This is a genomic window from Moorena sp. (assembly GCF_982860115.1).
Map to the genome: position 1 here is coordinate 1 of NZ_CEYLVT010000209.1, position 12,951 is coordinate 12,951.

Annotated in this window: 8 protein-coding genes, 1 tRNA gene and 1 pseudogene; 8 read left to right on the forward strand and 2 right to left on the reverse strand. The window is 41.0% G+C overall.

Annotated features, from left to right (window positions below):
* Positions 1 to 85: 85 nt before the first annotated feature.
* Positions 86 to 1,501: an AAA-like domain-containing protein gene (locus AC4II3_RS25915; protein WP_490722927.1), complete on the reverse strand. Its 1,416-nt coding sequence runs from the start codon at positions 1,499 to 1,501 to the stop codon at positions 86 to 88.
* Positions 1,502 to 2,330: 829 nt separating this feature from the next.
* Between AC4II3_RS25915 and AC4II3_RS25920 the strand changes: the two genes are divergently transcribed.
* Together AC4II3_RS25920 and AC4II3_RS25925 are read left to right on the forward strand one after the other, a co-directional pair.
* Positions 2,331 to 3,230, forward strand: coding sequence for an Npun_R2479 family HD domain-containing metalloprotein (locus tag AC4II3_RS25920; RefSeq protein WP_488013227.1), 900 nt, complete (start codon positions 2,331 to 2,333; stop codon positions 3,228 to 3,230).
* Between the two features lie 124 nt (positions 3,231 to 3,354).
* Entirely contained in the window at positions 3,355 to 4,359 is a 1,005-nt protein-coding gene (locus tag AC4II3_RS25925; protein WP_488013217.1) for a zinc-dependent alcohol dehydrogenase family protein, read from the forward strand.
* A 134-nt stretch (positions 4,360 to 4,493) separates the two neighbouring features.
* On the opposite strand, the gene AC4II3_RS25930 is transcribed toward AC4II3_RS25925, so the two are convergent.
* Positions 4,494 to 4,575 (reverse strand) — tRNA-Leu (locus tag AC4II3_RS25930).
* A 1,033-nt stretch (positions 4,576 to 5,608) separates the two neighbouring features.
* Here AC4II3_RS25930 and AC4II3_RS25935 point away from each other — a divergent pair.
* The 6 genes and pseudogenes from AC4II3_RS25935 to AC4II3_RS25960 all read left to right on the forward strand — a co-directional run bounded on the left by AC4II3_RS25935 (position 5,609) and on the right by AC4II3_RS25960 (position 12,921).
* Positions 5,609 to 6,781: a peptidoglycan recognition protein family protein gene (locus AC4II3_RS25935; protein WP_488013219.1), complete on the forward strand. Its 1,173-nt coding sequence runs from the start codon at positions 5,609 to 5,611 to the stop codon at positions 6,779 to 6,781.
* Between the two features lie 616 nt (positions 6,782 to 7,397).
* Complete coding sequence (locus AC4II3_RS25940) at positions 7,398 to 7,598, forward strand: hypothetical protein (protein WP_488013221.1); 201 nt, start codon at positions 7,398 to 7,400, stop codon at positions 7,596 to 7,598.
* Positions 7,599 to 7,613: 15 nt separating this feature from the next.
* Positions 7,614 to 8,474, forward strand: a pseudogene (locus tag AC4II3_RS25945) (transporter substrate-binding domain-containing protein); the annotation flags it as partial.
* An 86-nt stretch (positions 8,475 to 8,560) separates the two neighbouring features.
* Positions 8,561 to 10,669 (forward strand): GNAT family N-acetyltransferase, encoded by a 2,109-nt coding sequence (locus AC4II3_RS25950; protein ID WP_488013223.1) that lies wholly within the window; start codon positions 8,561 to 8,563, stop codon positions 10,667 to 10,669.
* 21 nt (positions 10,670 to 10,690) lie between these two features.
* Positions 10,691 to 11,152, forward strand: a complete 462-nt coding sequence (locus AC4II3_RS25955) for an ASCH domain-containing protein (protein WP_293036876.1) — start codon at positions 10,691 to 10,693, stop codon at positions 11,150 to 11,152.
* A gap of 152 nt (positions 11,153 to 11,304) precedes the next feature.
* Positions 11,305 to 12,921: an McrB family protein gene (locus AC4II3_RS25960; protein ID WP_488013225.1), complete on the forward strand. Its 1,617-nt coding sequence runs from the start codon at positions 11,305 to 11,307 to the stop codon at positions 12,919 to 12,921.
* Positions 12,922 to 12,951: the final 30 nt, after the last annotated feature.

Here is a 12,951-nt window from a genome sequence, read left to right on the forward strand (position 1 = left end):
TGCTCCTTGTCGTAAATATTATCTCCTTTGCTGATGAACCTGCGGAATGTGGGTTAAACTATGTATGGATTCTGAACTGACCCACTCAGCACTCAGGCTCAATCCGCTGGCAAAGGCGATCGCAAAAATACTTGTGATATAAATCACAGCGAGGCATGACGCTATTCCCTTGCAACTTTACTAACCCCATGCTGTATAACTTAAAGGCTTGCTCCGATGGGATAGTTACCCAGCTGTTTGCTTGAACCACCTTCTCCAACCCAGTTTCCAATTCTGGAGACTGTTTGAGATTTCCTAGGTGGCGTCGCAGATGGTCACTGAATGGTCCGGCTTCTGTGGGTGCTACCTCTAACAGTTGCGCTAGGGTAATGTTATGATCCTTAATATAAGCTAAACCCTTGCGCAACAGATAAGGATGTCCTCCCACCATCGCCATCAGTTCTTCGACTTCTCTGGGATTCCCATCCAGTCCATAACGTCTGACTAACTCCTGTACTTGCTCTGTGCTAAACTCTGGCAACTCAATTTCCAATCCCACATTAGCCAGTGGTGAGTGATTGATATCCAAGGAGCTATAAATTTCTGTAGAATGTACTATCACCAACCGCAGTTTTTTCCAGATAGCGCTACTGCGATCGCCCCGCCTAGCGATGTCATACCAACCACGCAGAAGGCGACAAAAATCATCAGCAATAACGGGGTGTTCAAACACCCGATCAACTTTATCTATAACTAGTACAATATTGCTTTTTATTTCTGGCAATAAATACTCTTGAAAATAATCTGTGGTGTTACTATTACATCCAAAAATATCATCCCAATACTCATCCAACTTATTTGACAGCCCCAAATTCTGACCAACTCTGGCACAGAACCACCGTGAGAATTTGCCGAGGTCCCTATAGACTGTACTATCTGCTAACTCAAAACTTAAGGTCACATCTTGATAGCCTTGCTTCCTGATCTCAGCCAGAACTCTTTCAATCAGGGAGGTTTTGCCCATCTGCTGGGGTGCTTTTATCCGAATTAGAGCACCAGGTTTGACAATTGCCTCTAACAACTGATCTTCATAGGGAATGCGCTCGATATAAAAGTCAACATTGAGAGAAACGGGCTGTTGTTGCCCTTCTGACTCTGGCATCGCTGGGAGGCTCAAAGATCTAGATTTACTTAATAATTCTGGATTTACTAACTTAGGGTAATATTCACTAAGTCGGTCAATTAACTGATTACGGAGTGAGTAGTGTTCACCTGGTGCATTCCTTACCTCAAATTTCTCGCACAGCTGCTGCACATGTTTTCTGACAGTAGCTTCTGTGATGTGTAGCGACTTAGCGATCGCTTGATCGCTTTGGCCCGCTAACATTTTCTTCAAGACCTCTCGTTTACGAGGTGTTAGCTGATCAAATGCTACAGTCAAATCTAGTTGATTCAATTTTTCTAAGAACATCTCAGTCTTGCCGATAGAGATTTTGAATAATCGGTTTTGTCCCCTAGACATAGCGTTTAGGTGGTTATCAAGATGCACCAAAAAAAGATACTATTTCTGCTAATTTTAAACCAATCCTAACTAGCTTATCGGAAAGCTGAGCTAGCCATGGGTTTGTGAAGATTTTCACACAAATTATGGATTAGACGTGGCTTGTGAGCCTTTTTCCACAAATTACCCTGATGTCTTCAACGCAGTATAAAGTTTGATTAATGGCAATCAAACCTATACGAGGTTATAGATGTCTCAGTACTCTTTTGCCTTTTCCCTCAAGCTAAAACGCTGCGTCTGATGGCACTGAGTACTGGTCAGATCATATCACTCCCTGTTGCACTTGTATTACCCAAAATTGGGAGCTTGATGGGTTGTGTTGATAAAGCGATCAGCTTTTAGCTATCAGCTATCAGCTTGGTAGATACCTGATCCGAAGTGGGTGAAAACTTGACAAACGTAAGGTTAATACCTCGCCCCTTGTGCCGAACCTAACAAAGCTAAGTGCCTCAGGGCGAATGCTGAGGACTTTGATCTAGCGTTTATCTAAATATAGGGATTGAGAGCTGCCAAACAAAACGTTGTTAGTAGTTAGTCGGAGCAATGGCATTGCTGAATCAAGGAATTAATATGAGTGGGGTGGGCATCCTGGCTGGGAATTGTAACGGGCAAGATGCCCGTTCCACGGCAAGATGCCCGTTCCACAAAACTCTTAAAATCATTGCATAATTAAGCAATGCTAGACCAATTAACTAACTACTAACCCCTAACCCCTAACCTGAAATCCCCCGGATGTGACCGTGGAGATGAGCTGAAATCTAAATCAGGAGTTGCTGATATGTCTACTATGATGTTTAATCTTACCGAGATAATCATTGATACCTGTGTTAAAAACCTAGAGACAGGTTTCCACAGCACTTATGGCAACCTAAAATCAGACTACTGTGAGCTGATTACTTGGGCTACTCACATGGCTCTGGAAAATATTGCTAATAGTGACGCTCTTTATCACAACATTGAACACACCGTCCTAGTCACCGTAGTTGGACAGGAAATCTTGTGGGGTAAGCACATCTGCGAAGGGAGCGTCTCCTGTGAAGACTGGTTGCACGTGATTATCTCCTTGTTGTGCCATGACATTGGCTATATCAAAGGCATCTGTCGTCAAGACCAACCAGACCAAGGATTGTATGCCACAGGAATAGACAATGGTATGATTATTCTCCCTACAGGTGCCACTGATGCTAGCCTTACTCCCTACCATGTAGACCGGGGTAAGCAGTTTATTGAGGAACACTTTGGTAATCACTTGCTGATTGATACTGAGCAGATTAAGAAAAATATTGAATTAACCCGTTTCCCAGTACCTGCTGATCAGGATCATCAAGACACGGTTAATTATCCTGGTTTAGTCAGAGCAGCAGATTTGATTGGTCAGCTAGCTGATCCCCGCTACTTACAAAAAATTAGTGCCTTGTTCTACGAGTTTGAAGAAATCGGGAAAAATCAGATTTTAGGCTATCGTAATCCCGGTGATTTGCGCCGGAACTACCCAAACTTTTACTGGAATGTTGTCTATCCTTATATCAAACCCGCATTGCCCTATCTAGAGCGAAGCCTTTCTGGTAAACAAATCCTGGCTAATCTCTATGGGAATGTCTTTCGAGTAGAACACCAATCCCAGCCTACAGCACCCTTCAGCCATCCCTGTCGCTATAGTCAAACTACAGCACAATTATGTACAGCATGATCAGGCATGGATGTAAAAGGGAAATCATTAAATGGCGATTTTGTTCAAAGTTATTTGTGCAAAGTTAATTGAAAATTGACCATTGATCATTGACAATTAACAATTAACAATTAACAAATGACCAATGAAAGCCATTGTAATGAACGCTCCTGGTACACCTGAAGTGCTCGAACTTCAAGATGTACCAGCCCCCACAATTAAAAACGACACAGAAATCCTGGTGCATCTTCACGCTGCTGGTGTTAATCCCATTGACACCAAACTGAGGCGTAGAGGCACCGTTTACCGTGACCAAATGCCAGCTATCCTAGGCTGCGATGGTGCTGGTGTGGTAGAAGCTGTTGGTGCTGGTGTCAATAAATTCCAGGTTGGTGATGAGGTGTATTTCTGTGCTGGGGGATTAGGATTATCTGGTACGGGTAACTATGCCGAACTAGCTGTTGTTGATCAGTCCTTAGTTGCCCACAAGCCTAAATCCCTCTCCTTCCCTGAAGCCGCTGCTGCTCCTCTAGTACTGATCACTGCCTGGGAATCATTGTATGACCGAGGACGGTTAGAAGCAGGACAAAAGGTGCTGATTCAGGCAGGTGCTGGTGGTGTTGGTCACGTTGCTATTCAGCTAGCTAAGCTCAAAGGTGCTGAAGTTTGTACTACTGTCAGTTCTCAAGAAAAAGCTAGATTAGTGCGTCACTTAGGTGCTGACTATCCTATCCTTTACAAACAAACTAGCTTTGTCAAAGCTGCCTTGGATTGGACTGGGGGAGAGGGAGTAGATTTGGCGTTCGATACTGTGGGCGGTAAAACCTTTTATGACACCTGTGAAGTAGTGCGAGTATATGGGGATATTGTCACTCTCCTCCAACTAGACCCAGCCGAAGGTAATTTGAAGACAGCGCGATCGCATAATTTGCGAATCAGTCTAGAACTCATGCTCACCCCAGCCTTGAAAGGACTCACTACAGCTCAACAGCACCAAACCGAGATTCTCCAGCAGTGTGCTAATTGGATTGATGAAGGTAAACTGAAAATTCACCTCAGCCAACGGTTCCCCCTCAAAGAAGCTGCTGCTGCTCACAACGCTATCGAAGCCGGTTCCATGACAGGTAAGGTGGCACTACTTATCCAATAAAGACAATAGTCACTATTAAAACTAATCCCTAATAATTGCTTAAGGGTTATTGGTTTCTGTAAACCTATAACCCTGATTGGCTTAGGTGCGCGCCTCCTAGGGCGAGTAAATCGCTCTTGGGTCACACCTTTAGATGCGGACGAAAGGACTTGAACCTTCACGTCTTGCGACACTAGAACCTAAATCTAGCGCGTCTACCAATTCCGCCACGTCCGCGTACTGTGCGATTTATATCATAGCATATATTTTAGCTTTTATGGCAACTGCTGGGGAAAATTTTCCCAAATCCTCCTTAAAAAGTCCCTTTATCACCTACACCTCAACTCTCACCCCGCCCTGGAAAGCAACATACCTTTAAATAGGTTTCGCCTTCTCCTTGGTAGTTGGTTGACACTCCCCGTCAATCACGGAGCGGGGATTCCCAGATCTACGATCGGCCTTAAACCTTTGTGTCCTAATCTTTGACGCCGCCAAAAATCGGGCAATATCCAAACCAAAAACCCGTCAAGACCAAGATTTCAGTTTATTTCACAAAAGACCCAGCGGGCTAATCTCCTTGGGCGTTTAGCAACAAGATTGAGAAGTGCCTTATAAAGTCCGTTTCTCCTCTGTTTTACCTGGTTTCGGCGTGCCCCGCCGTACCGTTCTGTTCTCAAAATGTGGTTTGCTGGGTTCACACACCAATTGTTAATTGATGATTGGGTTTTTTAGGAGGATTTTCCCAGAGACGAAACCTTAGTAGAGTGGAGCCTTACTACAAAACCTTTTCCCTATGCTGCATAACCTGCCGACTATAAAGGCTCCACTCTACTTACGGTAACTTCAAGCCCTCCGGGCATTTCTACTTTAAGGTCAATAAGTTACGGGTCTCTCTCCCGGCTCAGCCAAGGCCAAAGGCCACGCTACGCGAACGGATTTTCAGCCTGTACCCTATAACCACATTATACCAAACGAAACCTAATAGTGACAACTAAAAGCCGTCCTAGAAGGACGGGGCTTTAAACCCAGAATTTTTTGGTAATACCAGGCTGCATCCTTAAAACCACTTAGGTGCGCATTAGCACCTCAAGTAGCGTGGGCGTAGCCCATAGGCTTACCTACCATAGATGATAATCGCAATTGAAGGCTAGAATCCAGTCAGGAATAGTTGCCAATCCACCTCAACCAAATCCATAGTTTGGTTAATTGTTCGCATCCTATTTCGACGAGCCCATTAGTAAACTAGTATAACTGGAGACCGCAAGTCAATATGTCTTTCACTGCTAGTGTCATTTCAGCAAAAGAATGGGGAGCTAAACCCCCAAAAAAATGGCCAGATACTACTAGACCACGATATATTATTATTCACCATACTGCTACTCCCAATGCCCCAAATGATCTATCGAAAGGAAGCTTATGGGGCTCCAGAAGTTTGGCTAGGAGTATTCAAAAATCCCACATGGATGGCTTTGGCTGGGATGACTCAGGTCACAACTTTTTGAATACCACGGGTGGACATTTACTCGAAGGTAGACAGGGTTCCTTATCAGCGATTAAAAAAGGACGTTCTGTCAGCTCTGCTCATGCTGGTAGTACTCTAGGTAACCAGTCACCTGGAATTGAAAATGAAGGCACCTTTATCAGCTACCGGATGAATGCCAAACAATGGAAAAGTTTGGTAGATTTATGTGTTTCGATTTGCAATACTACCAAGATTAGCCCAGACAATATTAAAGGGCATCGAGACTTTTCACCAACCCAATGCCCTGGAGACTGGTTATACAGTCAATTGCCTCGGTTGCGCCGAGAAGTTCGTCAGCGCCTTGACTCATCAGTTGAAGACTATCTCAGAGAAGGAGACACTGGTCTGAAAGTCAAAGAGCTACAGCAATCCCTCCAAACTCAAGGGTTTAGTCCCGGTCCAGTTGATGGCATTTTTGGTCCTGCTACTACCAAAGCAGTGATTTCCTTTCAGAAGTTTGAAGGACTAGATGCCAATGGATTAGTGGGTTCAAAGACCTGGGAAGCACTGAAAACTTCTTCTAAACCATCAGAGGAATCTCCTTCGGAACCAGGTAACAAGAAGCGGGAGCCTGTGCTGCTCCTTAACACCTACAAGTATTATCGTGGCTTACCTCACCAAAAACAAGCGATTGAGTGGCTAGAAAAACAACTACCAAAAGAAGTCTTGGAAGAGTTTTCAGAAAGATGGCGTAATGATCAACCCTCATCTGCGTATCTTCCTTTAATTCAAGGAGCAGTTGGATCAGAAGTAGAGGAACTACAGCAGCGGCTCCAAACCCAAGGATTTTATTCTGGTACAACCGATGGTGATTTTGGCTCTCGGACAAAATCTGCTGTGATTGCTTATCAGAAAGCTAAAGGATTATATGCTGATGGGATTGTAGGTTCTATAACTTGGTCTACTTTGAATTTTGACTAATGGTAATGGGGAACTTGGAATTGGTGATTGGTAGTTTGCGATTACCCATTAACCATTAATCTATACAAGAGGTGCGACCTAAGGGCGATTTACTCGCCCTAGGAGGCGCGCACCTATTAATTTATCAAAAAACGGGAGGCTAACTAATTACTTTGTTAGCCTTCTTTATCTAGGTATAAAACCGTTTAAATCTAAGTTATTTTTTGCTGCCCATAGACTAATTAAACGTAACTATGTTGTTAATGTTTACGTTTAGGTTAATCGTTTACCGTTTTATATTACCTGATCTGAACAGTAAAATTAAATTGTTGACAACTACTTACTTGATAGGATGTGACTTGCTTTTTTTGATTTAAGCGTGTCTTTAATCGTACCCTTAAACTGAGGGATATTTACAGGAACTTCATAATCACTAACAACTTGTTTATATAGTCTTTACAAAATTTGATTCAAAATAGTAAGTTGGCAATCAAGCAGTAATAAGCTTTTGCCCATTTAAATTGGATATTTTTAAGTAAGTGGGAAAAAAAACAAAACCTTTTACCCGAAATGCGTCTACTCCCTTACCAATTCAATAATTTGAGACTATATAGCAAGTTTTAACAAATCGTTACTAATGAAATTTATCTTTTCCTATGTAAAATGGTCTGTTGTGGTCAGCCTAGGCATAATTAGTTCCTTCAGCTTCGCTCAAGCAGCTTTGGCAGAGCGATTGAAAGTTGCTACTAAGCCATTTAAACCATTTGTATTTGTCGAATCAGAGACTAACCAACCCACCGGTTACAGTATTGAGTTATGGCATAAAATTTCTCAATAATTAGGAAAAGACTACGAATTTATCGTCTTTGAATCAGTTTCAGATGTTATCGATGCAGTTAAGACCGGTAAGGCTGACGTTGCCATTGCTGGAATTACAGTCAATGCTGAACGAGAGGAAGTCGTTGATTTCTCTCATCCTTACTATAAAAGTGGACTACGAATCCTGATATTTTCTCAATCTCAATATCCTATTCTAGCTACTATTAATTTTTTATTTTCTTGGGAAACATTGCAAGCAGTTAGTGTGGTTTTAGGAGTGGCATTAGCTGCAGCTCACCTCTTGTGGATATTTGAGCGTCATCATAACTCTGAAATGTTTCCAAAAACCTATTTAGCAGGTATTTGGGAATCCTTATGGTGGTCTTTAGTAACCGCTACAACTGTGGGCTATGGCGATAAATCTCCCGTTAGTTTTGTGGGGCGTTTGGTGGCAATTGTTTGGATGTTTACTGGATTATTCGTGGTTGCCTACTTCACAGCAGCCATCACAGCTGATCGTCTTGAATCGAATATTTCTGATCTTATCGATCTATTCGGAAAACAGGTTGCTACTGTCGCAGACACGACCTCTGCCAGATATATGAATCAACAGCCAGTTAAGCTGATTGAATTTGACCAGGTGGAAGATGCATACAAAGCTCTCAAAGCGGGGCAAGTGCAGGCTCTAGTTTATGATTCACCAACTTTACTTTACCAAACGTCACAAAACCGAGAATACCAGATTGTAGGTGAGTTGTTTGCTGAACAAGACTACGGCATAGTTTTGCCTCAAGGTAGTCATTATCGTGAGCCAATCAACCGAATTATTTTGCAATTACAGGAAGACGGAGAACTCACCAACCTAGAGCAAAAGTGGTTTCCTTCTAACCAGTAAGATTAGGTAGGCTTAATCACGTACAATAGGGTCGATTCCATGCATAGTAATTGGTAATTGGCCATTGGTAATTGGTAATTGGTAACGTGACACAAGAGATACAGCTTCAAATTGAAACAATTGATGAAAAATCCCTGCACCTAAGGACAGTCAAGGCTTTGGGACGAGCACACGCAACCACTCTTGGTCATTTTCCTGAAGGAGCTTTTGATCAACACGCACTCAGTCGTCAAATACTTGTGGCGCTTACTCCTGAAAAAAAGTGTACCGGTTATTTGTTATACCGGAAGGTGCGTAGACATAATATCATCGTTATTGTTCATCTATGCATCGAGCCATCATGGCGTGGTAAGGGGATTGCTAGAAAGCTGGTTAATTATCTAAGTCAGAACACTCAGGACTTTTACGGCATTAAACTCAAATGCCGTCGTGATTATGAATTACATAAAATGTGGTCTCACTTAGACTTTGTTCCTTTGGCTGAAAAACCCGGAAGGAGCAAGGATGGAAAACTACTTACCGTTTGGTGGCGCGATCACGACCATCCTACCCTATTTTCTACGGTTGCTACCCAAAAACTTGAGTCTAAATTATGTGCAGTCATTGATACCAGCGTGTTTTTTGACTTGCAAGGAGATGACGCTAGGTCAAAGACAGAATCCGACTCTCTACTAGCTGATTGGTTACAACCTGACTTGGAGTTATGTATAACTAATGAAATATTTAAGGTCATCAATACTATTGATGATACTAAACAAAGGAATGGTAAACGCCAGTTAGCCGATACCTTTACTCAACTCCCTTACAATCAGAAAGACTTTCAAACAGCTTGTCGCGCTCTAACCCAGGTTTTGTTATCAACTCAGGTAACTATCAATAAATCTGAACTGCGTCAGTTAGCTATAGCCATAGCTTCAGATGCACCATTTTTTTTGACTCGTAATTCACAAATACTAGCGATCGCAGATGCTATCAATGAAGAATTGAACTTATCAATACTTAGTCCTACTAGTTTAATTGTTAAGCTAGATTATCTTCACGAATATATTAACTATCAGCCTGTACGCTTAGCAGGTACAGGTATCACTAGACAACGTGTTCATAAATTAGATCAGGTACGTTTATTGAGTGAAACGTTTTTGGTCGAAGATCAGGTAGAAAAGCTAAATAAGTTTAAAAAAAGACTGGAAACTGTTATTGCCAATCCAGATAAATTTAAGTGTTATATTATTCTTCAATCAGAAAATAAACCCCTAGCTTTAATTGCTTATCATACCCATAAAAAACATGAGTTAAACGTGCCAATTTTTCGGGTTAGATCTGGTCCTCTTGAAGAAACTCTGGCGCGGCACTTAATTTTTTGGTTTATATCCCTGTCAGTAAGTGAAAATCTGCCATTTACAAGAATTACTGAACCTTATTTGTATCAAACTATTCTTAGCGCTATTCAAGATGATGCATTTTTTCAAGTTCATGATGGCTATTTAAATGCCAATCTTGCGGTTGCGGTTACGGCGACAGAATTATCCGACTATCTCACTAATTTAGCTAATCGAAATCCAGATTATAATTTTTGCATAAAAATTGCTGACACCCTCAAAACTGATAATTTAACTAAAGCGGTAAAAACAACTCTAGACGTTGAACGTATACTTTGGCCAGCAAAAATTATTGATGCTGAACTCCCTACTATAATCATTCCTATTCAAGCAGAATGGGCAAAGGAATTATTCGATGAAGACTTAGCTAACCAGCTCCTATGGAGATCGGAAACTTATCTGGCGCTAAAACGTGAACTAGTCTATTATCGAAGCCATCGAGCTAATGGTGGCTTAAAACCAGGGATTGTTGGTAGAATTATCTGGTATGTAAGCTATAATAAAAAATATTGCGGCACAGGACACATAAGAGCTTGCTCTAGACTTGATGAAGTAGTCGTCAATAAACCTAAAAATCTCCATCAACAGTTTCGCCGATTGGGTGTATATGAATTAGAAGATTTAATGAAGCTTACCAAAAATGATCCGAATAAAAAGCTGATGGCACTTCGATTTAGTGATACTGAACTTTTTAAAAATCCTATAGATTTGGCTGAAATTAAAAAAATACTTGGTAAGCGTGTAACACTTCAATCACCGTTGCGGATTGATAAGGAACAATTTACAATGATATATAGAGAAGGCACCCAAAATTAATAAAAATTACTCGTGTTAACAATGCCCAATGTGTTGTTATTATCAATTCGTCCTAAATATGCTAATCAATTATTCAAGGGAACCAAAAAAATTGAACTTCGTCGGGTGCGTCCTCGATTAGTACCAGGGGATATTGTTGTGGTTTATGTCTCGGCTCCAGATAAGGTTTTATCGGGTTTTTTTGAAGTGGAAGACGTTATTCAAGACCGCCCGGATATCCTTTGGTATAAAGTAAAGGACAATGCTGGTATAGAAAAAAAAGATTTTAATGAGTATTATGAGGAAGCCGCCGTCGGTTATGGGATTTGCTTAAAACTCATAGAACATTTTGAGCCACCAGTAACCTTACAAGATTTGAGAGCAAAATGGGCTAACTTTAGACCTCCACAATCTTATCATTACTTGACGACTAGTCAATTTGAGCATCTTAAGTCTATTGTAGAGGATAAAATGGCAATTATGTCAGAACATTATATCAATTAGCTAAATATTTGCTAAGAAGGTATTTTGGAATGGGTCATGGAGAATCGATAATGGATAATAGCAAGCCAATAACCCATTACTGATAATCAATGACTAACTAACAGTCTCTAATGTCTCAAACATGTTCTAATAAAAAAAATTAGGTGGATAGTATGGTGGGGGATAAGAAAGCTGAATTGATAAGTCTATTTCAGGAATTTATCAGTTCATATCCCTACACACCGTTTGGGTTAAGTCACATGGCAACCTACAAAGAGCAGCGTCGCCTTTGGTGTCGTAATTTTGCAGTCATCTCTGCTATGGTGGACTCTGGAGAAGCTATAACAGAACCGATACTGTTTCAGCTATTCCCTGATAGAGAATTGGCGATTACGTTGAATAGTCAATATGGTGAGGGTGATGGTTCATGGATACTAACTATTCCTAGAAAATATGATAATTATTTAGAATTACAATTGCCGTCAACACTGACATCCCAGCAGCAATGGATACAAAGGTTAGTAGAGCAGATTGGTTACGACATCCTTGAATTTGTTGGTTGCTGCACTAAGCATCCTAATCAGTTATCAGCAGCTTGTAATCAGTTTTCTACAGGGGAATACTCTAAAGGTTTTCCGACAGAAATGCTGACGAATCTCCTCAATGGATTGCAACCAGATAGGTTTCTGTTAATCAATGATAATTCTCGACAGGTGATCAATTATTTTGTTAATACATCCTACGGAAAGAGACTGACAGATTATCCAGCAGCAAATGCTGCTGGATTGAAGCTGATTAAAGCATTAGATAACACTATGCATCAACCGGGTGTACCAGTGCTCAGGGATAATGATTTATTCGATATGTTTTGCTACTGGTTAGTTGCGGTTAAAAGGTATAATTTTTCGGGTAAAGAGGAGGTTACCGTATACTCCTCTGATGCTTCAAGGATGAAGTTACCAGAGGAGTATACGGTAAGCGAATGTGCTAGAGATACTGGTTTTGATATAGCAGAGTTAGAGGCATGGATACGTGCTATTGAACGCAAAGGACAAGGAATTTTTTACGGCCCACCAGGTACAGGTAAAACCTATAGTGCTCAAAAAATTGCTAACCATTTAATCAGTGGAAGTGATGGATTCACAGAACTTGTCCAATTCCATCCTGCCTATTCCTATGAAGACTTTATTCAAGGTATTCGTCCACAAAGTCAAAATGGGGAATTGAGATATCCTTTAGTTCCAGGCAGATTTCTAGAATTCTGTAATAAAGCTGAGTCTCGGCAAGGAACTTGTGTTCTAATCATCGATGAAATTAATCGTGCTAACCTCGCTAGTGTGTTTGGAGAATTATTGTATCTACTAGAGTACCGGGATCAAAAAATTCCCTTAGCTGGCAGTAATCAACTATTCAGTATCCCGAAAAATGTTCGGATCATCGGTACTATGAACACAGCAGACCGTTCTATTGCTCTAGTTGATCAGGCATTTCGCCGTCGCTTTGCATTTATTCGGCTCTATCCCAATTATGAAATCTTAAGACGATATCACGAAACAACGGATTTTCCAGTTAATGGATTGATTAAGATACTCGAACAAATAAATAATGCGATCGCAGATCCTAACTACTCCCTCGGAATCTCCTTCTTTCTACTAGAAACTATAGCTGAGGAAATTGAAGATATCTGGCAAAGGGAAATTGAGCCATATCTAGAAGAATACTTTTTCGATCAACGGGATAAACTAGACCAATTTCGCTGGGACACTATAAAATTAAGAATTAAGAATTAAGAATTAAGAATTAAGAATTAAGAATTAAGA

Excerpts from the sequence above, each read along its gene's own strand:
- AC4II3_RS25960 (WP_488013225.1), top strand. The coding sequence starts at position 11,305 with ATGGTGGGGGATAAGAAAGCTGAATTGATAAGTCTATTTCAGGAATTT.
- AC4II3_RS25925 (WP_488013217.1), top strand. The coding sequence starts at position 3,355 with ATGAAAGCCATTGTAATGAACGCTCCTGGTACACCTGAAGTGCTCGAA.
- AC4II3_RS25920 (WP_488013227.1), top strand. The coding sequence starts at position 2,331 with ATGTTTAATCTTACCGAGATAATCATTGATACCTGTGTTAAAAACCTA.
- AC4II3_RS25915 (WP_490722927.1), bottom strand. The coding sequence starts at position 1,501 with ATGTCTAGGGGACAAAACCGATTATTCAAAATCTCTATCGGCAAGACT.
- AC4II3_RS25955 (WP_293036876.1), top strand. The coding sequence starts at position 10,691 with ATGCCCAATGTGTTGTTATTATCAATTCGTCCTAAATATGCTAATCAA.
- AC4II3_RS25940 (WP_488013221.1), top strand. The coding sequence starts at position 7,398 with ATGAAATTTATCTTTTCCTATGTAAAATGGTCTGTTGTGGTCAGCCTA.
- AC4II3_RS25935 (WP_488013219.1), top strand. The coding sequence starts at position 5,609 with ATGTCTTTCACTGCTAGTGTCATTTCAGCAAAAGAATGGGGAGCTAAA.